The 25,210-nt window shown below is 36.1% G+C and carries 18 protein-coding genes and 1 pseudogene; 8 read left to right on the top strand and 11 right to left on the bottom strand.

What is annotated here, in order from left to right; translation table 11 throughout:
- Positions 1–249, top strand: a pseudogene (locus H4J76_RS16260) (transposase); the annotation flags it as partial.
- Positions 250–494: 245 nt separating this feature from the next.
- Here the strand turns inward: H4J76_RS16260 and H4J76_RS16265 are convergent.
- From H4J76_RS16265 to H4J76_RS16295, 8 genes are all read right to left on the bottom strand, one after another.
- Positions 495–965: a type II secretion system protein gene (locus H4J76_RS16265; RefSeq protein WP_182218729.1), complete on the bottom strand. Its 471-nt coding sequence runs from the start codon at positions 963–965 to the stop codon at positions 495–497.
- 794 nt (positions 966–1,759) lie between these two features.
- Positions 1,760–2,596, bottom strand: a complete 837-nt coding sequence (locus H4J76_RS16270; protein ID WP_182230973.1) for an ABC transporter substrate-binding protein — start codon at positions 2,594–2,596, stop codon at positions 1,760–1,762.
- The gene (locus H4J76_RS16275; RefSeq protein WP_182216276.1) at positions 2,556–3,836 is read right to left on the bottom strand and encodes a sensor domain-containing diguanylate cyclase; all 1,281 of its coding nucleotides are present in this window, start codon (positions 3,834–3,836) and stop codon (positions 2,556–2,558) included. The genes H4J76_RS16270 and H4J76_RS16275 overlap by 41 nt, the downstream gene beginning before the upstream one ends.
- Positions 3,837–4,687: 851 nt before the next feature.
- Positions 4,688–4,801: a tyrosine-protein phosphatase gene (locus H4J76_RS20320; RefSeq protein ID WP_404842412.1), complete on the bottom strand. Its 114-nt coding sequence runs from the start codon at positions 4,799–4,801 to the stop codon at positions 4,688–4,690.
- Positions 4,802–5,145: 344 nt separating this feature from the next.
- A complete protein-coding gene (gene pgi, locus H4J76_RS16280) occupies positions 5,146–6,798 on the bottom strand; it encodes a glucose-6-phosphate isomerase (RefSeq protein ID WP_182216274.1) in 1,653 nt (550 codons plus the stop codon).
- 32 nt (positions 6,799–6,830) lie between these two features.
- On the bottom strand, positions 6,831–7,787 hold the full coding sequence (locus H4J76_RS16285; RefSeq protein ID WP_182216272.1) for a carbohydrate kinase: 957 nt from the start codon (positions 7,785–7,787) through the stop codon (positions 6,831–6,833).
- 67 nt (positions 7,788–7,854) lie between these two features.
- Positions 7,855–10,278 (bottom strand): TonB-dependent receptor domain-containing protein, encoded by a 2,424-nt coding sequence (locus H4J76_RS16290; protein ID WP_182216270.1) that lies wholly within the window; start codon positions 10,276–10,278, stop codon positions 7,855–7,857.
- A gap of 167 nt (positions 10,279–10,445) precedes the next feature.
- Positions 10,446–11,675, bottom strand: a complete 1,230-nt coding sequence (locus tag H4J76_RS16295; protein WP_182216268.1) for a sugar MFS transporter — start codon at positions 11,673–11,675, stop codon at positions 10,446–10,448.
- Positions 11,676–11,855: 180 nt separating this feature from the next.
- On the opposite strand from H4J76_RS16295, the gene gtfA reads away from it, so the two are divergent.
- Together gtfA and H4J76_RS16305 are read left to right on the top strand one after the other, a co-directional pair.
- Positions 11,856–13,331, top strand: coding sequence for a sucrose phosphorylase (gene gtfA / locus H4J76_RS16300; protein WP_182230974.1), 1,476 nt, complete (start codon positions 11,856–11,858; stop codon positions 13,329–13,331).
- A gap of 96 nt (positions 13,332–13,427) precedes the next feature.
- Entirely contained in the window at positions 13,428–14,459 is a 1,032-nt protein-coding gene (locus tag H4J76_RS16305; protein WP_070373768.1) for a LacI family DNA-binding transcriptional regulator, read from the top strand.
- Between the two features lie 449 nt (positions 14,460–14,908).
- On the opposite strand, the gene H4J76_RS16310 is transcribed toward H4J76_RS16305, so the two are convergent.
- Together H4J76_RS16310 and ribA are read right to left on the bottom strand one after the other, a co-directional pair.
- The gene (locus tag H4J76_RS16310) at positions 14,909–15,286 is read right to left on the bottom strand and encodes an RNA-binding S4 domain-containing protein (protein ID WP_070373769.1); all 378 of its coding nucleotides are present in this window, start codon (positions 15,284–15,286) and stop codon (positions 14,909–14,911) included.
- Positions 15,287–15,661: 375 nt separating this feature from the next.
- Positions 15,662–16,258 carry a GTP cyclohydrolase II RibA gene (ribA, locus tag H4J76_RS16315; RefSeq protein ID WP_182216265.1) on the bottom strand — a complete coding sequence of 199 codons (597 nt, stop codon included), beginning with the start codon at positions 16,256–16,258 and terminating at the stop codon, positions 15,662–15,664.
- A 487-nt stretch (positions 16,259–16,745) separates the two neighbouring features.
- On the opposite strand from ribA, the gene H4J76_RS16320 reads away from it, so the two are divergent.
- From H4J76_RS16320 to H4J76_RS16340, 5 genes are all read left to right on the top strand, one after another.
- Positions 16,746–18,815: an MFS transporter gene (locus H4J76_RS16320; protein ID WP_220466048.1), complete on the top strand. Its 2,070-nt coding sequence runs from the start codon at positions 16,746–16,748 to the stop codon at positions 18,813–18,815.
- Between the two features lie 669 nt (positions 18,816–19,484).
- A complete protein-coding gene (locus H4J76_RS16325) occupies positions 19,485–19,859 on the top strand; it encodes a BlaI/MecI/CopY family transcriptional regulator (RefSeq protein ID WP_182175629.1) in 375 nt (124 codons plus the stop codon).
- Positions 19,852–21,087 (top strand): M56 family metallopeptidase, encoded by a 1,236-nt coding sequence (locus tag H4J76_RS16330; protein WP_182216261.1) that lies wholly within the window; start codon positions 19,852–19,854, stop codon positions 21,085–21,087. The genes H4J76_RS16325 and H4J76_RS16330 overlap by 8 nt, the downstream gene beginning before the upstream one ends.
- Before the next feature lie 182 nt (positions 21,088–21,269).
- Positions 21,270–21,872 (top strand): TetR/AcrR family transcriptional regulator, encoded by a 603-nt coding sequence (locus tag H4J76_RS16335; protein WP_182216259.1) that lies wholly within the window; start codon positions 21,270–21,272, stop codon positions 21,870–21,872.
- 391 nt (positions 21,873–22,263) lie between these two features.
- Positions 22,264–22,818 (top strand): carboxymuconolactone decarboxylase family protein, encoded by a 555-nt coding sequence (locus H4J76_RS16340; protein WP_182216257.1) that lies wholly within the window; start codon positions 22,264–22,266, stop codon positions 22,816–22,818.
- A gap of 103 nt (positions 22,819–22,921) precedes the next feature.
- Here the strand turns inward: H4J76_RS16340 and H4J76_RS16345 are convergent, their stop codons facing one another.
- A complete protein-coding gene (locus tag H4J76_RS16345; protein ID WP_182216256.1) occupies positions 22,922–24,751 on the bottom strand; it encodes a monovalent cation:proton antiporter-2 (CPA2) family protein in 1,830 nt (609 codons plus the stop codon).
- Positions 24,752–25,210 lie beyond the last annotated feature (459 nt).

The following is a 25,210-nucleotide window of genomic DNA, read 5'->3' on the forward strand; positions in this document are numbered from 1 at the left end:
ACCCTTGTAGATGAAACAGGTCGCGTAATAAGAGCAGACAAACGAGGCGCTATCGATAACAAAACCGCAAATATACTGTCAAGACTTCACATCAGCGATGAAAGTTGGCTCAAACTCACCACAAATTTTGAAGGTATATTCACGGGCGCAGTCGGCACCGCAGAGCATTTGTGTGAATTTACTGAGCACGTAGGGTTAAAGCGCGCACACGGTAAAGCAAATGCCCAAGCTTGTTTGAATAGCGCGTAAACATAGCTACATGCAAAAACAGCACTAAGACCACAAGAAAACACGGCTACCTTGGGGGAGAAGTAAAGCTTGCCTGAAATTCATTCATTTAATCAACTTCTATAAAAATCGATAGGCAAAAGCTTACAAGATGCAGTACATGCATTGTTGCTGACCAATGGATAGCTGTTTTTCAGAGCATTATTATTGTGCAGCATTATCATGGGTGGCATAGTAATTCTCACTGTTGCACATGCTTTCGGGAATTAGTCGGCGCAACCTGAAATGGAAATTACTGGTCGTTGACCTTTATTAGCTTGCTTATAGGTCAACTTACAAAGTGTATCATCTGCTTTTATAGCATCAGCCAGCATACCTTCTGTATCACTCAAAAATGTAAAAATAACTGGTGATGAACCAGTTAACTCCCAATCAGCGCCTTCAGTGAAATCTAGAACTAATCTTATGTTTGTCTGTGTATTGGAAGGATATCCCCAATGAATCTTTATTCCTGATGATAGTTCTGCATCTTGCAAATTACCAAGTCCTTCAACTATGGCCTTAGCGTTAACTAGCGTGCTAGCTGACTCTAAGGCGCCCTTTAATTCATCCATTGCGGATTGTTGAGCATCACTTCGTATGCTTATAAATTTAGGAACAGCTACCGCTGACAAAATCCCTAAGATAACAATAACCACTACAAGTTCAATCAGAGTGAAACCAGATTGATTTTTCATATGGATTAATTCCAAAAAATTAAAGAAATACTATTAATGACAGCCTGAAAGTTGTGTATAAGAGACCTTTCAGTAGAGGCACGAAAAAAGACCGTTCCTAACAAGTTTTTAATCGTAACGAGGCTTTATAATTTTCAGCCTACTTACTTTAAATAAAATAACTTATATTTACTTGAAGTTAATTCTATTATCCTATCTTTTATAGCTGTTTGATTCAATTGAATCATAAATGTGGATATGAGGTAATAAAGAATTATCATGGGTGTCTTGATAACTTTTCTCTCTATGAAGACCCTAATATTTTCCAGTTTTTAGGTCAACTCTAGGGGGGGCCACAAGGGGTCGTTCACCGTTGTGATTTTAAACTATTCTAATCCTTTTTATTCTTTCATACTGTTGCGTATGCGTAGGGTTATTTTTGAAAGTCTAGGGCTATTAAAAATATCTTCGCTAAACTCTTCAAAACAAGTTTTTAAAGATTCTGTATTTTTGGAACCTTCAAAATCCAGTAGCAACCATTGTATTCCACAATTTTTAAGCATGCTAGCTTGTTGCCTAGGGGAAATATAATCGAATAACCAATTATTAAAACTTCTATTGCTTCTTGAAAAGTTATAAACACAAATACAATACAGCATCACGAGTACATATCTAATAATAAACATAACTACCTACTATCGCTCTCGATATATATGGGATGATACTGCCTAACTCATCTAAAAAATCAAAAATAAAAGTTATCATGGGTGTCTTAGTAACTTTGGAAGGTAAGCGTTCAACGGACTGTCGATTTATTAAAATGTTACGTTATATTTATTGATAAACATTTCTTCTTTTTTACCTTTTATTGATAAGCGCCCTTCATTCCAAATTTTTATAAGTTCTTGTCTTTTTGTTGTTGGAATTTTTTTTGAGAAAATAGGCATTTCAACCATTTTTTTTTCTAAGCCGGGCTGAACAATCTTAAGCTCATCATTCAAATTTAGTCTATTCATAACGTACTGAAGAACAAGTATATTATCAGCATATAAGTCGACTCTACTTTCTTTGATCATGTGTAAAATTCGTTCAACTACATCATCATTACCAGAGAGTACTTCAACAAAACTCGCATTATTCAGATTAGTGATGTAATTTTGATAGTCGACACTCAATGAACTGTAGTCCCAGCCTGGCCCCGTTGCGATACGTTTTCCTTTGATAGATTTTACACCATTATAGATCCAAGGATCGTCGTGCCTAACGATAAAGGCTGCTGTGTATGAAAAAGTTGCTTGAGTAGCATATTCAAAATCTTTTTCTGAATTTTTTGAAAATAGGTATTCTGGTAACATATCGCAATCACCATTTGCTACCATATCTAGCCCTCTTGCCAAAGGGACTTCATAATATTCAATTTTATAACCTTTTGATGTGTATATTTCGTGCAATATATCTATAACAAAGCCACGCGCAGAAGATGCTTCTGATGGAAATATTGTCATCGGAGGCCATTGGTCATAGCAAACTTTTAATGTCGCAGCATGACTTATATTAACTATACTGTTTCCTATGAATAAGGTTACAAGTAACAATAGCTTGTGAATTTTTTCATTTTTCAACACGGTCGCGGCCTTTATCTTTTGCGCCATAAAGTTTTAAATCAGCGCGTTTAAATAAATCTTGAATTAAATGGTCTTTTGGCTCTGTTGACACAATGCCAAGACTCACAGTATAAGTAATTTTTTTACCCTCTATGTGTAAAATAGAACTGCCAATTTCCTTCCTTATTTTATCAGCAATGAGAAAGGCGTCATCAATTCCGGTATCAGAGAGAAATATGGCAAATTCTTCTCCGCCAACTCTCCCAATAAGGTCAGACTTTCTTAAAAACTTTTGAAGTGTAGTAGTGAAATGAATGAGTACTTTGTCACCAATGTAATGCCCATAAGTATCATTGACTATTTTAAAGTGATCTAAATCCATAAATAAAAAAGATGCAGGCGACTTTTGGCGATGAGAAAGATCGAGCAAATGTTGCGCAGCTTCAAAGAAACTCCCCCTATTTAATGTGTCAGTCAAAGAATCCCTGGTGGCTAGAGCTTTGAGTTTTTCATTCAATATTTGTAGGGCTTCTGTTCGCTTTGTAACAGCTTTTTCTAACCAATTTCGCTTGGCTTGTTCGTCTTCTAATAATAGTTTTCGATCTTTCTCTATGGCAGAGAGCATATTGTTTATATGTTCTTGAAGTTGACTGAGTTCGTTATTTTCAATGTTCGACAGGTTAATACGTTTATTTATGTTTTGGCTCAATTGAACCTCATTCACTTGCGACATTAATTGTTTCAAGGGACTTGCTAAGTAGCGATCGAACGCCCAGATAAACAGCCAAAACAAAATAGATAACTTGATGATTTCCGTAATTGCAATTAAGGAAAAGCCGAACAAAACACGATCTAAAATAACTTCTGACGATGAATAAAGGATAACCGTTCCAAGCATTATATTTTGTTCATTAAGCGTCCAATTTAAGTCTGATGTGGTATCAAAAATGGATAAGGGGGGCGATGTCAAAGCGTAAGCTCTTTTAGAGATAATACTTTTGGCATTCTTATCAAGAATATCAACACCCTCGATAATTGGCATTTTGACAAGTCCTGCGATGAGAGCATCTAATTGATTATGATTGTATTGCCACAAACTTGTTGAGATAGGTTTGTGGACTGTTTCTTCCAACTGTTTCAATTCAGTTAATATTGAATCCTTCGTTTTCAAATATTCGGCCAAGAACTGCATACTTGTGATAAGACAAGTTACGCTCAAATAAATAGTAAAGATAACCCGCATCATTTTTTTTGATAGATTATTGGGGCGAATAAAACGTGCAAACATTAAACACTACTTATTGATAAGCTTGAAACTTAGATTAACATTAAATGACTTATGCGCTCAATGTAAGAATAGTAATCTAAATCGGTTAATTGTCTCCTTCATTGTTTAGCTAACTATTGTATTGTTTAACTGCTCATAGCACTCAATATCACAATATCTTGAAGATATAATCAAACAAAACTTTAAAGTTTCTAAATGGTTTTCAACAATATCTTGGGGGGTAACCAAAAGTGTAAATCAGCTTAAAATATCACAATGTCCGTTTTGTTAAATAACTTCTGTTATTGGTGTAAACTTTATTGTCGAAAATCACAAAGAAAACTCTAAAATCAAAGATTTTGAATGTCCATTTTAGTATCTAAAGTTAATCTAAATTCGAATTGATTTTAGTGATAATTTAAGTCTGATTTTGTGGAAAAAATTAGCATTACAGAATGATTCTTGACTAGCAGCTATGATTTTGAGGCCGACGCTAGGATTAACGAATTACTATTGTTAGTAATGCGACTTGCAGTGATTGATGCTTTAAATTAAAGCGACAATTCTTCCGATAAATTAGCCCTTTCAAAGTTAATAAAGTTGTTATGATTTCTCAACGTGAATTAGAAAAACAAATATTTAATATTGATTAAAATTACTGAAAGCAGACAGTCAATTTACATGATTTTGTTTACTAAAAATTTAATCGTTCTAAAGCGGTTTAGGGCACAAACCGAGATAGGTCCTGTGTGCCGACTTGAGCGTAGTTTAACCTATTGATTATTGATTATACTCCTTTGGAAATAACTCCACCTCCCTTTTTTTTGGAAAGCTAATTGTTCTTTGACTTTTAAGGTTTCAAGCCGAACCTTTTAAATTGGCCAGTCGTAGCAAGTTAAAATCATTGCCGCGACTAATCCGTTTCTCCCTTTACCACCTTTGCAGTGAATTGTTACACAGCCTCCATTGATAATGGTAGCTAATATGAGTGATTGATATTACTTCCATTTATTTTCAAATGCTTTATTTGGCACATCATCATCGACTATAGGTAACTGTAACCCAGTAATTTCTTGTTTTTTGCACAATTGAGGAACTAACTCTATGTGATTTTCTGTCATCTTTTCATCAAACATCAGTGTCAATAATACTGTTGCACCTGCTTGTTTCAGGTCTTTTAGCGATTCGCTTAACTCAACGTTTATTGTTCCTGGACACGGTTTAAAATAATTTGTGCACTACTTTCTATATTTATCGAGTTGTTAAGATATTTATTCATAACCTTCTGTATCTAAAGTAAAATATGTTTTTGGTAATACTAGATGTTTTTCTATTTGGTGCGATTTTTTACCTCTTCATAATGCATCATAAGATTCCAGGTAGAGCTATCGTGAGCGAGATCGATCGAGTTATTGTGAAGCTCGCTTTCTATTCTACTGGCTAAACCTTTACCCAGTTCAACTCCCCATTGGTCAAAAGAGCATATTTGCAAAATAATGCCTTGAACAAATATTTTATGTTCGTAAATTGCAATTAAAGTACCGAGCGTAAATGGCGAAATCTTATTCATTAATAAAGTATTGGTTGGCCGGTTACCTTTATGTACTTTATGGGGAGCGACTTTATCTATGTAGCTAGGTGTTCGTCCCTTTGCTGTTAAATCGTCCCTAACTTGTTGTTCATTAACACCTTGCATTAAAGCTTGAGTTTGCGCGAAAAAATTAGACATGAGGGCTTCATGATGGCCTTCTATAGGAGTAACACTTTCAACCGAGCCAATAAAGTCGGCGGGAACAATGTTATTACTTTGATGTAAATATTGATAAAAAGCATGTTGACCATTAATACCCAACTCCCCCCAAATTGATGGAACGGTTGGATAATTGATAGTTTCACCATCCCAGTTCACCGATTTACCATTACTTTCCATCTCTGCTTGTTGCAGATAAGCCGACAACATATGTAAGGATTGATCATAAGGTAAAATGGCTTGAGATTGAGCACCTAAAAAAGTGCAATTCCATATACTTAATAATGCTAATATCACCGGAATATTATGTTCTATCGGTGTATCACAAAAGTGGCAATCCATTTCATAAGCACCATCAAGTAACTCCCTAAAACAATCAAAACCAAGATTAATAGCGATAGGAAGCCCGATAGCAGACCATAACGAAAATCGTCCACCAACCCAATCCCACATATCAAAGATGTTTGCTTCTGCTATACCATACTTCATGGCGTTTACTTTATTAGCAGTAACGCCAATAAAGTGTTTTGCGATAGCTGATTGATCAAATGATGACGCAGTTAACCATTTAATCGCTGTTTTAGCGTTTAACATGGTTTCTGTCGTGGTAAATGTTTTACTGGATACAATAAATAGCACTTTTTCTGGGTTTAATGGTCGAAGGACTTCGGCTATTTGGGTGCCATCAACATTCGACACATAATGGACGTTAACGCAGTTATCACTAAACCTTTTTAATGCCTCGGTCACCATTTGAGGTCCCAAATTAGAACCACCAACGCCAATATTTACTATATCGGTGATACGCTCACCCGAATATCCTCGCCAGATACCTTGACGAATATCATCACTAAACTTTTTAACTTGTTTTAGTGTTTTTTCAATATCTTCTGAAATATTTTTACCATCTACCCAAAGTGGTTTTTTAGAACGATCCCTTAATGCTGTATGCAAAACAGCACGATCTTCAGTTTTGTTAATACGTTCACCACTAAACATTTTTTCACGCCATTTTTCAACTTCACACTCTTTAGCTAGATCGGTTAAAAGCGTAATAGTTTCTTCTGTGATCGCATTTTTAGAATAATCTAATAGTATAGAAGGCAGTTTTATTGAAAACTTACGAAATCGCTGACTATCTTTTGCAAATAAGTCCTTCATATGTTGATTTTTCATTAGCTGTGCATGTTGGGTTAATTGCTGCCAACTATTAAGATTTTCTCTAGATTGCATGTCGATCCTAGGTAAGTAAGTTATGTCGAGTATTAGATATCAGTTAAGTGGGGTAATGCCGTGAAGGCCCCTTTTTTCTGACAGGTAAAAGCGCCACAGTTAGCGCCAAATAATACCGCAGCAGAAACGTGTTCACGTAGCTCAATGATTTCAAATAATGTATCGATACTTTCATCATCGTCCACAGATTTAGCGAGTGAAAATAGAAAACCTGAAATAAAGCTATCTCCGGCTCCAGTAGTATCAACGGGAGATACTTTAGGTACTTTAAGCATTATTGAAAAACTAGCACAAGTTACTTGAACAGGGTTTGCACCATCGGTGATGACAATCAGTTTAGCGCCAAGTAATAGTAAATATTGTACATAAACATCGACATCAACCTGCTTTATTTTTGCTAAGTATTCGGCTTCGTCTTTACTCAATTTGACTATGTCACTTTCTTCGATACAAGCTTCAACGCGTGACATCAATAGGGATAAATCTTGCCAAAGTTGTTGGCGTAAATTTACATCAAAGCTAATTAATACGTTATTTCTTTTCGCATTTCTTATCGCATAAAGCGTATCGCTATACATTGGCTGGCTAGTTAAGGTGTTTGAACAAAAGTGAAAAAAACCCATGTTTTGCCAGTTAATTTTATCAACTTGAGAGATGCCATATTGCATGTCGGCAGTATTATGACGATAGAAATTAAATGTTCTCTCACCACAAGAGTCTAAGCTAACTAATACTAAAGCGGTATTTGCGCCTGCTATTCTTTTAACGAAATCGGTATTAACGCCTTCATTTTCTAATGCTTGCATGAGCATTTTACCAAAGTTGTCTTCACTAACACCTCCAGCAAAGTATCCTGCTCCACCTAACTTAGCATAAGCTACTGCGACATTAGCAGGCGCACCTCCAGCTAACGGAATGTAACTGGGGTCATTGACTGACGTTGGCAGAAAATCGACCAACACTTCGCCATAACTGATTAAAGAAAACATAGATTCACCTTGAAAAAAAGCCCATATTAAATGGGCTAGTTAATACTTCTAATATTATAATTTAGGATTAAAATTCGTATTTAAACGTAAGAGTCGTTGAACGACCTTGTATTGATCTTGCACGGATAATAGTTTTGGCAGAAGCAGCTGTAGCATCTTCTGCTTCGGTGATCCCCACAGTTTCAAAAACGTTGTTAATATTTAAGGAAACACTAAATGCGTCAGAAAGACGGTATTGAGCAAAGGCATTTACTTGAACATAACCGTCTAAAATAAGTGCGTTAGGATCCGTTTGGTCAAAGTTATCTTGAGCAAATGAATCTGAAGTGCCAATAAGGTTAACACCCGCAGAACCTTCATTGAAGTTATAACGACCTGTTATAGAGTAAACAACATCGGCTTGTCTTCTTGGCGTATTACCAACAACGCTTGGGTTAACAAAATCTTTAGTTATTTCAGAATCAGTCCACGTTAAGTTTGCACGTACATCAAAATTACCAACATAGTAAGTTGATTCAATTTCGATACCTTTTGATTCATATTCACGGTCAAAAAATCGTTGACTAGTTGCTTCAAAATTTTGCTCTTGCGTTTGTGCAAAGAACGCTGTCGCAAAGACAGACAAGTTATCTTGACGGAATTTAACACCCAATTCCAATTGATCTACTTCATCATAAATATCTTCATCTTTTGCAACACCAGCAGTATCTATTTTACCAAAAGCCAAGCGGTCTGCGTTAGCGGTAGCCCCCTTGCTGATACGACCAAATGCAGCTAAGTCGTCATTAATTTGAATATTAGCGCCTAAAGAGTAAGACACGTAGCTCCAATCATAATTTACATTGTTAGCATCGGCGTTGTTTACATTTGAAACACTCGTTTCGATTTGATGAATACTGCCGTCACCGTTCATGTCAACTGTCGATTGAGCAGCGCCTGCGAAAGTCCCCGTTGCTGTTCCACTGTCAAAGCGAACACTACCGTCTATATTGATGTTATCAAAACTTGTGCTAAACGCTGCGTATGGAGCAGAAACTTCATATTGTAGATCGTAATTACGCGTACAACAGTTACCCCAAGCTGGAACACCGTATCCAATAACACCATTGTCAGAGAATTCAGTACCGTCAGCGGCATTTACATCAACAAGCGCAGCATCTTGGCCTTTAACTTCATATAAGTAAGAATTCCATAACCACGATTGTTGAATGGTTTGAGATGAGTTATATAAACCAAATGTAAAACTCGTATCATTCATTGTTTTTGTTAATTTAAAATCGTTAACCATAAAATCAAGGTTAGTCATTTCGACATCAAATGAGTGAATACGCATAAGGTTATCAGCAGTATAAGCATTACCTGCTTGTGGACCATTTGCGTAAGTTAATGTTGCACCATCACCCGCTATACTGTCAGCTAAGCCTTGACTTCCTTGAATACTTTCAGGGAATGGACCAGTAAAGCTACCTTTAGTGCGAGAAATTCTCATTCTGTTTTCAACAGACCAGTCATTGCCTAAATCAAATACGGCTTCAAAACCAAGCGCATCAACTTTCGGACTCATTCCATTACGCATATCAGCAAGACGTCCATTTCCAGCACCATCCGTTGTGATCATAGAGGTGTGATATGGAGTGTGAGGAGTTCCGGTTGAAGCATCAAACCCTTCAACTGAAGAACCATCAGCATAAACAGGCATAGGTAAATAAGCGGTTGTTGTATCATCTAAGTGTTTGAAATAAAGTCTAACGTAACCAGCATCGAACTCTTTAGTTATATTAGCTTTAATTTGGCCACCTTTATTACCCGTATAACCAGTATCACGTACACCCTCACCTTGACGGTAGAACCCCCCAAGATGGAAATAGGTAGAGTCGTTAATGTCGCCACCAAATTCAAAATCTGTGCGAGTTGAGTCGTAATCTAAACCGATGGTTGTAGCTACGCTACCTCCTTCAGTTTTACCATTTTTGCTAACGATATTGATTATGCCGCCAGGAGCATTTGTAGCAAGTGTAGATGCAGAGCCACCACGAATAGCATCAATAGAAGCCATTGTAGAGTCTATGCGTAAGAAAATATCTGTGTTACCAAAAGCGATATCACCAAATTGTAGAATAGGTAAACCATCTTCTTGAATTTGCATGAATTTAGCGCCACCTGCTGCTACAGGAAGACCACGAACCGCAAGGTTAGCGTTACCGTCGCCACCTGATGCTTCAGCACGAACCCCGGGGATATTTCTAAATGCCTCTGCACTACTTCTTGGTGCTGCTACTTCTATTTGATCACCAGAGATAGTACTTACTGAAACGCTTGATGCCATCACTGTTGTGCCTTTACCCGTGGCACCTGTTACTACGATTCGCTCAAAATCGATGCCTTTTTTATTTTCTACTTTCGTTTTGATTGTTTCTGCTGCACTTAAGCTCGAGCATATAGCCATGGCTAATGTACTTAATATTAATTTTTTATATGTTGTATGTTTCATTTACTTCCCCAAGTTTCTTTATAGTATGTTTTATATTTTAAAATCTTTCTGCTAAAACGACCAACTTAATCGATTAAGATGATTATTGTGTAAGAAGCAGTCATTTTGCAAGTTATTTTTTATATTCAATTTTGTTTTTTTATTAATCTACTGATAAATAATAAGATTTAGTTTTGAGGATTATGCTGAGTGGGATCAGCTATCAGGTTATAAATAGCAGCTAACGCTAGAATAGCTGAAAAGAATGTTGCTAAGTAAAAACCATAAGATACATGACCAAACAGATCACTAATAACGCCCATAAGAAGTGGAGATACTGCGGCAGAAACAGCGGTAAAAAACAGAATAACTCCAGCAACAGCACCATGTTTTGATGGGTGGAAACAACTGATCCCTTTAGAATTAAGGGTCGGATATATCATCGACATAAATAAACCTGAAAGTGGCAATAGTACAACTGCTGCTTCAACACCCATTATTGCCGTGCCTAAATAACACAAAAATACGGCTAACGAGAACCAACACATCACTGTTTGCCAGTTAAAATGTTTTAGCATCCATACTCCTAAAAATCGACCTCCCGCTCTTAAAGCAAAGAAAATAGTGAGTGAGTATGTAGCCAGCCAAACCAGAGAGCCTGTATAATCAGCCAAGAGTGTTGGCATCCAAACGTAGATGGCAACTTCTGTGGCAACATATAACGCTATTGCCAATGAAAATCCCATCGCATAAGGGTCTTTCATTACTTTAAGTGAGCTTTTTAAATTTATTTTCCCTTCCGTACTTGGTTTGCTGACCGGGTATTTAGTTTTCATTGCGGCCAAGCATAGTAGTGCGCATAACACACCAGCACTTATGTATAAGTACTTCCAAGATATACCAGCAACAAGTAAGTAACTTACAATCGCAGGACCCACCATAGCACCTATACCAAAAAATCCTTCTACCTTGTTCATCGTCGACGTATGATCTTTATTTGACGAAGAGATGTCACCAATAAGCGCTAACGCACCTGTTTTAAATAAACCAATAGCGATGCCAATTAAAGCGAGTAGTGATAAAAAATACAGGAAAGAACTACCCAAGGAAAATAAAAAGCATGCGATAGAGAAAATTGCCAACCCAATAACAATCGTTGCTTTTCGCCCCCATTTATCGGCCAAGTATCCTAAGAACAAACCACTCAATGCAATGAAAATCATGGGCACATAATGAAATGCACTCGCTTGTGTTAGATTTAATTGATAGGTTTCTATTAATTGTGGAATGATAACCCCTACTGCATCCGAGGTCATCGCAAAAACAAAAAACATCATATATGTCAGAAGTTTAATTCTATTTACCGACGCATCTTCAGATAGTTGTGGGCTTAGTGTTAAGTTATTCGTTTGGTTCATTATTCTTCCCCAGTTAATAAAACTTTTTATGTTAATGATAGCTAAAAAAATTTATCGCTATTTACTTATTTTGTCTTAGCATCTTAAAGAAAAATTAAATTATTCTTGATTAATACTATATTGTATATAAAGATAGAGCTTAATCGATTAAGATGCAACTTAAAATTAAATGGTAAACTTATGAAAAATAATGTTCAGCTAATCACCTACATTGATAGACTCACTGGAGCAGATACCCAGTCATTAACCAACTTGTTAAATGAGCAACTTTCAGATTTGTTTTCCGGTGTTCATTTGTTACCTTTTTATTATCCAATAGATGGTAGTGATGCTGGTTTCGACCCTATAGATCATACCCAAGTCGATAGCAGGCTTGGCAATTGGGATGATATAAAAGAGCTGGGTAAAAATCATGAGTTGATGGCTGATCTTATCGTAAATCATATGTCAGCCCAATCTGAAGAATTTAAAGATGTATTAAAAAATGGTCAAAAATCTCCTTTTTGGGAACTATTTTTAACCAAAGATAAAGTTTTCCCGAACGGTTTAAGTACTACACAACAAGAAAAAATATATCGTCCTAGACCTGGTAGTTGTTTTACTCATTTTTCATTACCTAATAATGAAAGCGCAGATTTTTGGACTACCTTTACAGACAATCAAATAGATATAGATGTGACATCTGAGATAGGGAAAGCCTATTTAAAACGCATTTTAACAACATTTTCTGAAAATAATATTAAAATGATCCGTTTAGATGCCGCAGGTTACGCACTGAAAAAAGCGGGAACAAGTTGTTTCATGCTTGACGAAACTTTTGAATTTATTGATGAGCTAAGTAGTATCGCTAATAAACTGGGGATTGAAACCCTTGTAGAGATCCATTCCTATTATCAAACTCAAATAGAAATAGCTAAACGCGTTGACCGAGTTTATGATTTTGCATTACCTCCTCTGGTTTTACACAGTATTTTTAGTCAGAACTTCACCGCATTAGCTAAGTGGCTAGACATATCACCAAGAAATTGTATTACTGTGTTAGATACTCATGATGGCATTGGTATTATTGATGTTGGCCCAATGAATGGTAAGGCTGGTTTATTGGATGATGTTGAAATCGATAACCTGGTTGAAACAATTCATTTTAATAGTTCTGGCGAAAGTAAAAAGGCAACAGGAGCTGCAGCAAGTAATGTAGATATATATCAAGTAAATTGTACATACTATGATGCACTTGGGCAAAATGACTTTGATTATTTAATTGCCAGAGCGATTCAATTCTTCTCACCAGGCATACCACAGGTGTATTACGCTGGTTTACTGGCTGAAGGTAATGATATTACATTATTATCTAAAACAAATGTTGGCCGAGACATAAATCGCCCTTATCTAAATAATGAGCGCATTGAACAAGCATTAAATAAGCCTTATACCAAAGCAATAATTAGTCTCATTAAATTACGTAATAACACTGAAGCTTTTAATGGTGAATTTACCGTTAATAGTAATGTTTCAACATTAGAAATGAAGTGGCAAAAAAATGATGACAGTACAACGCTAATCGTCGAATTAGCTGATAGACACGCACAAATTGAGATCATAGAAAACAATAGCACACGGATTATTAGTCTAAATATGTTGCTTAATTTAAGCTGAAAGCTCATGAATTAATATTCAGTTTATAATAGAACTAAGTATACTATGGCGAACATTATAAACTGCTGAAATTTTAAGGTAATCAAAAAGGTCATCATGACAGATAAAAAAGTTTGGACGCTTAAAAGTGTTGCTAAAGAACTCGGTGTTTCAAATGCAACAGTCTCTAATGCATTTAACAGACCCGATCAACTCTCTAAAAAGCGTAGAGATGATATTCTCGAGTCATGTGAAAAAATGGGTTATTCAGGACCTAACAAAGCGGCTCAATCGTTAAGAAATGGTCGCTTTAATATCGTCGCTTTAGTGCTACCTGACAGTGTTGAATACATGATAACAGATCCGGTGGCGAGTAATTTTGTAAAAGGTGTTTCATCGGTTTTAGAAAAAAGTAAAGTCAATTTGTTATTGTTTTCTGGCACTTCTGAGAATATCAACGCGGTATCTGATTTTGTTGATGGCTTTATTTGTTACGGTAGTCCACGTAATACAAAGTTAATTGACCAATTAAGAACAACAACAAAAAAAGTTGTTACCGCAGATTTTGATATAGATCGTAAAGCATCTGTAGGTATTGACAATGAACAAGCCGCTTATGAAATAGCGAAACTTGCAATAAAGTCAACAGATGACGCCATCGCTATTCTTGGCTTGAGATTACTCGATTCTAATGTAACTTGTCGTGTTTACGATTTACCAAGTTCAGACTTTAAATGTTCAATTGCTCATCAACGCTTAAGTGGTTATCAAAGAGCAATCAAGGAGTTAGATGTTAATCTCAGAGCTGATAGAGTGTGGAACATACCTGAAAGTAAGCATCATTCTGCCTTAATTGCTGCTAGAGAAGCGTTAACATCAACGCCTCGCCCAAATGTTTTACTTTGTATGAGTGATCTTATTGCTTTAGCTGCCATCAAAGAAATTAACGCTATGGGACTTAATATTCCTGAAGATATAAGAGTGGTTGGTTTTGACGGTATCGATGAAGCTCTTCGTTCTACTCCGCCCTTAACAACAGTGCATCAAAATAGTGAAAAAAAGGGTGTCAAAGCTGCAGAACTTTTTATCAATAGAGCGACTGATTCTGTATTAATTCCTTTTCATATAGAGCATGGAGGGAGTTGTTAAACTCAAGGGCACCTTTTATAACCGTTAATGACTATAATCAGATAACTAATCAATTATTTTTAGCTATATCGCATTTTTATGGTGAAAGTCATTCTTAGCTCTATCTCGCATAGGTCGAAAGCGCCGTAGATCTAACGCCATGCAAAAATGTTAGGCAAAATTTCAGTTGTAAATTGATGTGAGTTTTTAAGTTAAATTGCAGTAATCAGCTTGAACCCGACCTTAAGAACATTAGCAAGTTTACTTCCGGTTTACTTACCAAGAAGTCATTAAAACTGATTTTTTAATTGCTCATTGTAAGCTGGGCTAACGTTTGGGACACATGAACCGTAGCTTTACCAGGTTTTATCCCCTAAAATATTAATGGCATTTCTTGAAGTAACTGTAAATGGATTTCCCCCAATGAAAAATTTGCGATTTATTTTCAATTTGGAGGAAATTTAAAAAAATTAAAGTGCTGTAGACTTTCTTTTTGGGCGCTCGCTCGATGGTTTTGTAACAGATTCAGATGCAATAACCGGTGCTTTACTTCTTGCTCTTTTTTTCTTTTTTGAATTCTGACTTACTGAAACGACAGAATTGATAAACTCTGCTGATTTCTTAGTCGGATTATAAGCGACCTCAATAATTTTACCGTTATATTCGATAATATCACCGCGGCGAATTTTTTTACGCTTTTGAACTGAAACTTCATTATTTACTAAAACATTACCTTCACTGATCATGGTTTTAGCTTCGCCGCCGCCACCAACCATATTGGCAATTTTGAGTAATTTACATAGTTCTATAGGTTCAACACAAATGTCGATAATAGTGTGTTCAGACATGAAATACGCCTAATAATTTTAAATAATAATATCGTCGAATTCTAACATATATAACCGCTATTGAATAAGAATTATATTAAGGACACTGGGCATTGTTAAGCTAGCATAACCAGTAAATACTTAATGTAGCAATACGTTAAAATTTAACTATTTCTTTTTAATTCACTATCGGGTTATACATCTAATAAACGTTCCCTTTTTAACAATTAATACTACTGAGTTAGTTAGTGAATAACGAATTTAGCTAAATGCACTACTTAAAAGTGATTTAGTCCATCGACTGCTTAAGCATTTAATACAATGCTTTAGAGAAAAATCCAACTGATACATAAGTACCGTTGGACTTTTATAGGTTTGGAATTAAAGATTAACTATTTAATCAATTTTTAAATCATGCTTACCGTGATTTTTTTTAGTGCGTAAATAATTGTTATTATCATCTTTTAAATGCAAACTCGTATTCACTTGTTCGACAATATTAAAATAATCTTTTAAGGCATTTATCTTTTTAGGATTATTAGTGATCAAACGTAAATCTGTAACGGCTAAGGCTTGCAGCATAGTCACTGCATCTTCAAAACTACGGGCATCTTCTGCAAAACCTAAGTGCTTATTAGCTTGATAGGTATCCATGCCTTGGCTTTGTAATACGTAGGCATCTAATTTATTGTATAAACCAATGCCACGACCTTCTTGGCGAAGATAAAGAATAATTCCGCCCTGCTCTTTCATCAAGTTGATAGTTTCATCTAACTGCTCACCGCAATCACAACGTGAAGAGTGGAATACATCGCCCGTTAAACATTCCGAATGCATACGAACTAGTGGTGCTTGCTGATTTTTATCGGCCTGTTGAAAAATTAACGCTATGTGCTCATGGTTTTCATCAAACATTGTAAAGGTCGCGATTTCTGCGTCGATATCACTGTGTAATCCAACTTTTAGATTAATTCTTGCACGTATTTTATTCATGGGTTTCTTTATTAAATTAGCAAAGGCGCTGTTATTAGCCCCTTAAATATTACCACTCGTTACATTCATATTGAGATATTTATCTAGCTTTCAAGTGTTAATCAACTTTTTGGCTTAAATAGTCCACTCTGTTAGAAATTCACTGCGTATATTAACAATAATCGATTAATACGGCTAATAAGTTAACCTTGAGATACATTTACTACAACGAAGTGTATAAGTCATTAGTGCTGTTAAATATTGAGATAACAGTGGGATTTAAAAGGTAACGATTGAATTTTGAACGAACAGACTAACTTTAGTCATCTGTTTTTCTTATTCCACTGTAAACCCTAATATGCGCTTGGTATACTAAGTGTCTGTGAGTTGCTTTGAAGTAACATCAATAATTTATAGTTGAACGTCATATTATTTAATTTTAAATAATATGACGTTCATTCAAACCGTTAAAGCGTTCCGCTAATAGATAAGAGTATTCCTTGTGATAATGACCCTCAAACCCTTTATTTTAGTATTAATAAGTGGCTTCTTGTTAATGCTAGGCTATGGACTCAGTAATATTTTATTGCCTGTGCGCATGCAGAGCGATGGAATGAGCATGAACAATATTGGTTTAGTGTTATCGATGTTGTCTGTGGGGTTTTTGTTGGGTGCATATTATAGCCGTATGTTATTACAACGTGTTGGGCACATAAGAATATTCGCGATGTGTGGTAGCTTAACTTCCGTCGCTATTTTACTTTCAGGCCTGTATCCAGAACCATTAATGCTTGCGTGTATGAGAATTGTCACTGGCTTTTGTATTGTTTGTACCAATGCCACACTTGATAGTTGGTTAAGCCACAGCGCCACAGAAAAAAATAGAGGACGCATACTATCAATTAATCAGATGATGATAATGACGGCACTATTTTCTGGTCAGTTTTTATTAAATGTCGCTCCTATTGATGACATTACTTTATTTGTTATCTGCGGCATTTTATTTAGCTTGTCTATCACACCTATCGTTATTAGTAAGCAACAAGGTCCACAAATTGAAGACAGTCAATCAATGTCTTTAATGACTGTTTTTAAGTTATCTCCTTTAGGTGTGGTTAGTTGTTTTTACTGTGGAGTCCTCTATGCGGCTTTGATTAATATGCTGCCTATTTTTGCCAGTAACAACGGTATTGCCGGCTTAGATTTATCCATCTTTATGGGCACAGCCATTTCTGGGGCGATCATTTTACAGTTCCCTATCGCCTACTTATCAGATCACTTTGACCGTCGAAAAGTTATGCTCTGTATGGTCGCAACACTCATTGTATTATGTTTATTAGTGCCTTTTCTTATTTCCTCAGATATGTTCAAACTCACCTTGTTAGCCGTAGCGCTGATTACGGGATTAGTTGCCTGCCTTTATCCAATGAGTATGTCAGAGACTTTTGATAAAGTATTAAAAGAACAAATTTTATCTGCAATGAGTTCGTTATTATTAATCTATGCATTGGGCAGCATTTTAGGCCCCTACCTAGCTTCTATGGTAATGGATACTTTCGGTAGCAGTGCCTTATTTAGTTTTATGAATATCGTTGCGATAACACTGTTACTGTTTATCAGTATTCGAATGAAACTAAGAAAAGCGTTACCGCTTGATGAACAAGAAAGCTTTGTTATGCAAACACCCAGCGGTGTAGTATCGGAACTCGATCCTCGTACACAATATGCAGAGGCACAATTTGAAACAACGCCAGAAGTAGAAGTTGCCATTAGCCTTGCAAGTAAAAACCCATCAGCGGCTGTTAACATGGTTAAAGCGCTAGTGCTTCGAGACCCCAAAAACGCCTCAAATTTAGCCGCAGCATTAAGTACCATAGACGCGATAGACATTAGTAAACTTTATGCGGCAATAACCTCGGCAGCACCACAAATGAGTATTCATATTGCTCAAGCATTAACAAATGCTTGCCCTGAGAAAGCCAATCAATTAGTTGATTGGATAACCTCTGAGTACCCTGACCAATTCACTAATATCATTGTTGCTATTGCGAATACAATGCCTGACGACGGTATTAATGTCATGGAACTCGCCGCTGAAAACATGGCAGAAGACTACCCCAGTGAACTTCTAGAAATGACCAAAGAATACATGACAAATTTATCAGATTCTTTAGATGCAATGCGACCGATAGATAGAATCGCCGCGGTCTCAGAAAATACAGCAACTGAGCTTTATAATCGATTAACGGATGTTGCTCCTGATCAATCAGCAGAGCTTGCCTTTACGGTATCAGATTCGCTACCTGAATCATCAAGTGATGTTGCTGAAGCCTATGTCCAAAATTTAATCGACAGTGAACAAGCTGGCTCAGCACAGACCTCAGAAAACATTGAAAATGCTGCCAATAACTATGTTAACCATATGGTTGAAAGTATTCCTGAACATGCAGTAGAAATTGCCGGTACCTTTGTCGATTCTTTCCCCGAGGTTGCATCGGATATGCTTGAAATATTGCAAGAATCAGATGATATTGAAGACAGCGAGTTAACCACTTCTATTGATAAAAAACCCTCGTAAGGTTTTATAAATCGGCAGTAACAATTACGCTATAACTCAAAACCTCTAATATCAGTAAAAGTAATTGGCCTAGAATGAAAATTGTTGACGTTAGCAATATAAGAATTAATGATAATTTTGTCTACTAAGCGAAAACTAGACGTTATTATTTTAACGTCAACAACTCTGACATTGTTGGCATTAGGAAATTCACTAAGCTTTATTATGTAATAATATTTTTACTAGATAACTAGTTACAACTGAAAACTCATTGGTATTATCAAATTATACAGATAAATATAACAACCTAGCATGACCCTTTTTTTAAACCAACCCTAGCTACAAAGAATAAGTACCAATGTTCTATTTATACAAACCTTATACCAATCAGTACTTTAAGTTAAATAAGCGCCTAAAAACAACAACACTTTAGTTATTTTTATTCTGTGTTATAAATTGACTTACCATGGCTGATATCGTCCAACTTTGCTTAACTTCTAGGTATTTATCTATCTCAGTCGAGAAAAAGTGACTGTAAAATACAGCAAATATCTAGGGGATTTTACTCTCTACTAAAACATGTAAACCAGGTTACCAGTAAATATATAAATACCTTTAACACCTCGATACTTGACAGCTGTGATTACAAGTGTAATATCAACGCATCGATTACAACTGTAATATTAAAATATGTCTGAAATTACTAATACAGAATTTGAAGTTTTAGAAGCTTTGTGGGCTCAACACCCTGCTACAGCAAATAGCATTATTGAACAACTTAATAAACATAAGCCATGGCACGATAAAACAGTAAAAACCCTGATAAATCGTCTGGTAAAAAAAGAAGCGATAGGTTTTGAAAAGCAAGAACGCCATTATCTTTATTTTCCGTTACTTGAACGAGATGCTTATACGGAAGTTCAAAGCCAAAGTTTTATCGAACGGTTATTCAGAGGAAGAGTATCGCCATTAGTTGCTGGTTTTGCTAAAAAAAACAATTTGAAGAAAGAAGATATTGATGAATTAAAACTTCTCATTACAAAATGGGAGCAAGACAATGATTGATAACCTTTTTACTTTATTACTGCCCTTAACATTGTTGCTAACTATATTGTTAGTTGGTCATAAATGGCTAATACATTATTTAGGCGCTAGTAATACCTATTTACTATGGTTAATAGTGCCCTTAGGGCTGGTGATATATTGTTTACCACTCCCTTGGCAGCAGAGTAGCCTATCAAAAATAATTGAAATAAAACGTTACTTGATAACTCCAACTGATGAACTTAAACAAAGCCTCTCTATGTCTTGGGCTCTCTATATTTGGCTAATTATTGTGGCTGCCATGATAACTTATGGCTTGTTAACTTATCATATATTTAACAAGCACCTTCAGCTCACCGCTATTAATAAGTCTATGGTGCCATTAGTGTTACCCCCAAATATATTGCTCTACCAAAGTACAGGTACTTATAGCCCGATGTTGGTGGGTTTGGTACAGCAAAAACTTATTATTCCAGAAGATTTTTTTGAGCTTTACAGTACCGAGCAACAAAAACTAATTCTTGAACATGAAATTTGTCATTTTGATCGAAATGACATTTATTGGAACCTAATTGCGCTGACTTGCTTAACGTTGTTTTGGTTTCACCCTCTTGCTTGGCTCGGCTATTTTAGGTTTCGTCAAGATCAAGAACTCTCCTGTGATCAACTCGTTCTGGCGCGCAAACCAAAAGAGAGCAGGATTAACTATAGTAAAGCGCTGTTAGTGGCGGCTCAGTCGACACCTTCATTAGCATTTGCTCAACTATCATTTAAGAAATATGGAGATAAAAAAATGATGTTAGAACGAATTAACAATTTAAAAACTCGTCCAAAAAGCTCTAAATTAATACTGGCTACCGTAATATTTACCACCGTTACTCTGCTCTCAGGATTAAGTTACGCAGGAAACCAACAGGAAAGTCTTGGAGATAAAGTCTCAAAGTCAGTTGAGCTTAAGCCTATTCAGCGTGTTAATCCTAGCTATCCTGAACAAGCAGCAAAAGACAATATAGAAGGTTCAGTAGTACTAACGTTTGATATAATGACAAATGGTGCGGTTGAAAATGTAGCGGTCGTAAATTCAAAGCCTGCCGGTGTATTTGACCAAGCAGCCTTAACGGCATTAAAGCAATGGAAATACTCTGTCAGTGACCACACGTTAAAAAATGCGTTAGTTCAATTAGATTTTTCAATGAATAAAGATACAAAACATGAAAGCTTAATTGAGCGTATTCAAATAACTAAGTAAAGTTAGCGTAATATTTTAAAAAGGTTACCTAGGTAGCCTTTTTACATTTAAATTAGTATACCCGATCGTAAAATTAATCACTTTTGCTGTAAATTTTTCCATAACCTTATCCATTTTTTGCTACTTGAATGCGCCTGTACCGTTAGGTACAATGAGTTGAGTTAAATTTACAGGCTAATATTGTGATAAAAGGTAAAAGAAGATCCTTCGATGAGACTACCGCATTAAATGCTGCGATGAATGTTTTTTGGCAAAAAGGTTATGTTGGCGCATCACTCACCGATTTAACAAAAGAGATGGGGATTAACAAGCCAAGTATGTACAGTGCTTTTGGTAACAAAGAAGCCTTATTTGTTAAAGCCACACAGTGCTATATTGATACTAAAATGAAACCTCATATGGCGTTATTATTTGCACCTGATATTCCCCTAAAAAATCGTTTGAAAAATCATATGATGTCAATTGTAACTATGCAGTGCAGCGATGAGCAAGCAAAAGGATGCTACTTAGTTTTATGTCAATCAGAACTGGTCAGTGGTGATATTCCTGAGCAAGCAAAATTGATACTCAAAGATGCTGAAGTGATTCCTAAACAATTATATGTCGATTTTTTTAATCAAGACTTAGAGGCTATCGCTTTAGGGCTAAATAAAAATGCCGACGCAAACAGTTTAAGCGTATATACGCTTTTAAAAGGCACTGCCTCTATGGCTCGTTCTGGCGTAGCTAAATCACAACTAGAATATACTGTAGATAGTATGCTTAAAGGTATCGGCGTTAACTAAAGAGATCACTCTTTTTAAAAACGAAATGTCAAGGCTATACACAACCAACAATAATGCGTTATTTACCATTATTTATCTGGGCATTTAAAGTTTTACCTTCCCCCAATAAGGCACGACAAGACTTTCAGTTCACTTTTAATTACCCTTTCGTTAATCAGCATAGATAAACACGTTGCTTACTCTTTAACATGGCCTAAACCTCTAGAACTTTAAATAGATAAAATTTATTTCATTAATTACGATTGACTTCAATGTACCGATCGGTACAATACGAAAATCAAGACATACCGATCGGTACATTTTTTAAATAAGCACCATAGACGTGAAGTACTTATTCACCGTGAATTTTTAATCTGATCAATTAAATTAAATTAATGATAAGGAAAGTAAAATGACAACTTTAACAATACATACGATTGAATCTGCTCCACAAGCAAGTAAGACACTTTTAGAAGGCTCAGTTAAAGCTTTTGGCATGTTACCAAATTTACATGGTGTACTCGCTAGCTCACCACAACTTCTTGAAGCATATCAAAAACTTCATGAGCTATTTACAAATACCTCATTTGATGCAGAAGAATTAACTGTTGTTTGGCAAACAATAAATGTTGAGCACGGCTGTAATTACTGTGTACCAGCACACACGGCTATTGCTCATTCAATGAAAGTTGATGCTGCAATTACTGAGGCTTTGCGTAATCAATCACCAATGCCAAACGCGAAGTTACAAGCACTTCAAGATATGACCTTGATTATTGTTCGTAATCGCGGACACGTTAGTGATACAGAATTAGCCAGTTTTAAAGAAGCTGGGTATGGCGAACAGCAAATATTAGAAATAATATTAGGCCTGTCTCAAAAAGTGATCAGTAACTATACCAATCACATTGCGAGTACGCCAACAGACGCACCATTCAAAGAATTTGCATGGCAGAAAAATGCATAAGTAGCGCTGGGGGAATAGCTAAGTTAATTATTCTACTGACCATTCCCCAAATAAATGCTAAATACGTTAATAACGTGCTAATAACATCGAGTTATTAGCACTTTTATTGGTTGTTTTTTTGACGAGTTTTTAGTTTATTTTGCTCAATTTTATCGTTTTGTAATACTTGTTGTAAATCTTCACTACGTTGTTTAACCGCTACCCCATAACTTTTATCATCACCCCATTTATCAGCCAAAATTGTCATTGACTCAGTATCATGCTCAGCAAAAAGTTCTCCTGCTCTAGCCGATTCAACCGGATCGTTGCCAAGTAACACTAATGCTTCAATACCAAAATTAACAGCAGAGTCAAAAGTTTCTCGTTTAAGACTTGTCACCCCAAGCTGCATAATCTGATAAGCGTGTCGTCGGTCAATAGCGCGTGCAAGAATTTTTAAATGTGGATAGTGCTTACGAGCCAATTTAATAATATCTAATGTTTTATCGGGCTCGTCTACAGCAATAACCAGCATTTTTGCATCTTGGGCCCCTGCCGCTGCTAATAAATCTTGTCGAGCGGCATCACCATAAAAAACTTTATTACCAAAACGTCTGAGTAAGTCTATTTGGCTGGCACTGTGATCAAGAATCGACAAATGGTAGCCTTGAGCCGTTAATAAACGTCCTATAATTTGGCCAAAACGTCCATAACCAGCAATAATGACATTTTTTGTGGGTTCGAGGTCTTTTATAGCATCAAATTCAGGTGTGGAAGAAGTTTTTCTCACCAACACCTTCTCATATAAAATTAATAACAATGGTGCACAAAGCATTGATATAGCAACGATAAGTGTAATTAATTTAGTCTGCTCTGGTGTGGTAATAAGTAGATTACTTGTTAATGAAAGTAAAACAAAAGCAAATTCACCACCTTGAGCTAAAGCTAAAGTGAACAGTATCTTTTGGCTGCCTTTCATCTTAAAAAAATGTGCCAACACAAAAAGAACCAGTGCTTTAATCGTTATAAGGGCTAATACCGTTAGCGTAACAAAGGTAATTTTATCAAAAAGAAGAGGAAAGTCTATCGAAGCACCTACGGTTATAAAGAATAAACCAAGCAATAATCCTTTAAAGGGTTCAATATCAGCCTCTAATTCATGCCTAAACTCGCTTTCAGCTAGTACAACACCCGCTAAGAATGTACCTAACGCAGGAGACAAACCTATTTTTTCCATAATCAGTGCAATGGCAATAACTAATAGTAATGCCGCAATGGTAAAAATTTCACGTAACCTTGTTTCAGCAATGTAACGAAATAATGGCGATGAGATGTATTTGCCCGCTAAAATAATGGCTGCAATAACTGCAAGAGAAATCCCCACTTGACCGTAAACGGGTAAGTGAGCAATCAAACTATGGCCAGAAGACTTTGCTGCACTTAAGTCTTGAAAGGCAAGGAGTGGTAATATCGCAAGAATAGGGATTACCGCAATATCTTGGAACAGGAGTACCGAAAAAGCATTTTGCCCCGCGTCTTGCTTGATCCAACCCTTCTCTGTCAATGTCTGCAAAACAATCGCCGTTGAAGACAATGCCAACATCAACCCTATTGCTAACGATGTTTGCCAAGGCAAACTGAATAGATAAAAACAAAGTGCAAAAATAAGCGTGGTTGTTGCTATAACTTGTAAGCCGCCTAGGCCTAGAATAGAGTGACGCAATTTCCATAGTCTGGCCGGTTGTAATTCTAGGCCAACTAAAAATAGCATCATCACAACACCAAACTCTGCAAAATGCATAACACTGGTTTGATCGCCAACCAAGCCGAGTAAGCTAGGGCTAATTAAAATTCCCGCTAACAGATAACCTAAAACAGAACCTAAGCCGAGTCTCTTTGCCACTGGCACTGCAACAAGTGCTGCAACTAAGTATATAACCGCTATTTCTAACATCTTTACATGTACTCCTTTCACTAGGGCGTTATTGAATAGTTAAAGTTGAGGATTAGTCGCCTAAGTTATACGTATTTTATCAATATTTTAAAGCTGATGCGATAGTCTAGTGCAGAGTTATAGGCGAGAAGTAAAATTGTCACCTGAAGTTTAATGATGACGATAACAGCACTAATAGTGTAAATAATGATTGTATGACATCACCATAGTAACTTATCCTTCAGTTTCGACTAGAGAGACTAAAGTTGCCCGCTTATCAAAAAAAACACTGCATTATGTGAAGGAATTCAAGCGTCAATAATGCAAATATGATCATATATATACCGTTAGCAACGTTATTAGACAATGTTGCTCGGCATATATTGGTTTACTTCATGGTGAAGCTCTTGTATCGCACTAACAGTAACATTTAGTTTTACTGCTAATGTTGTTTTTGATAGTGCTCAGATAAAATAAGTA

This window comes from Colwellia sp. BRX9-1, from assembly GCF_014077195.1.
In the GTDB taxonomy this organism is placed as follows: domain Bacteria; phylum Pseudomonadota; class Gammaproteobacteria; order Enterobacterales; family Alteromonadaceae; genus Colwellia_A.

Excerpts from the sequence above, each read along its gene's own strand:
- pgi (WP_182216274.1), bottom strand. The coding sequence starts at position 6,798 with ATGCAATCTAGAGAAAATCTTAATAGTTGGCAGCAATTAACCCAACAT.
- H4J76_RS16270 (WP_182230973.1), bottom strand. The coding sequence starts at position 2,596 with ATGGCGCAAAAGATAAAGGCCGCGACCGTGTTGAAAAATGAAAAAATT.
- H4J76_RS16265 (WP_182218729.1), bottom strand. The coding sequence starts at position 965 with ATGAAAAATCAATCTGGTTTCACTCTGATTGAACTTGTAGTGGTTATT.
- H4J76_RS16275 (WP_182216276.1), bottom strand. The coding sequence starts at position 3,836 with ATGTTTGCACGTTTTATTCGCCCCAATAATCTATCAAAAAAAATGATG.
- H4J76_RS16285 (WP_182216272.1), bottom strand. The coding sequence starts at position 7,787 with ATGTTTTCTTTAATCAGTTATGGCGAAGTGTTGGTCGATTTTCTGCCA.
- H4J76_RS16305 (WP_070373768.1), top strand. The coding sequence starts at position 13,428 with ATGACAGATAAAAAAGTTTGGACGCTTAAAAGTGTTGCTAAAGAACTC.
- H4J76_RS16325 (WP_182175629.1), top strand. The coding sequence starts at position 19,485 with ATGTCTGAAATTACTAATACAGAATTTGAAGTTTTAGAAGCTTTGTGG.
- H4J76_RS16290 (WP_182216270.1), bottom strand. The coding sequence starts at position 10,278 with ATGAAACATACAACATATAAAAAATTAATATTAAGTACATTAGCCATG.
- gtfA (WP_182230974.1), top strand. The coding sequence starts at position 11,856 with ATGAAAAATAATGTTCAGCTAATCACCTACATTGATAGACTCACTGGA.
- H4J76_RS16295 (WP_182216268.1), bottom strand. The coding sequence starts at position 11,675 with ATGAACCAAACGAATAACTTAACACTAAGCCCACAACTATCTGAAGAT.
- ribA (WP_182216265.1), bottom strand. The coding sequence starts at position 16,258 with ATGAATAAAATACGTGCAAGAATTAATCTAAAAGTTGGATTACACAGT.
- H4J76_RS16320 (WP_220466048.1), top strand. The coding sequence starts at position 16,746 with ATGACCCTCAAACCCTTTATTTTAGTATTAATAAGTGGCTTCTTGTTA.
- H4J76_RS16345 (WP_182216256.1), bottom strand. The coding sequence starts at position 24,751 with ATGTTAGAAATAGCGGTTATATACTTAGTTGCAGCACTTGTTGCAGTG.
- H4J76_RS16310 (WP_070373769.1), bottom strand. The coding sequence starts at position 15,286 with ATGTCTGAACACACTATTATCGACATTTGTGTTGAACCTATAGAACTA.
- H4J76_RS16340 (WP_182216257.1), top strand. The coding sequence starts at position 22,264 with ATGACAACTTTAACAATACATACGATTGAATCTGCTCCACAAGCAAGT.
- H4J76_RS16330 (WP_182216261.1), top strand. The coding sequence starts at position 19,852 with ATGATTGATAACCTTTTTACTTTATTACTGCCCTTAACATTGTTGCTA.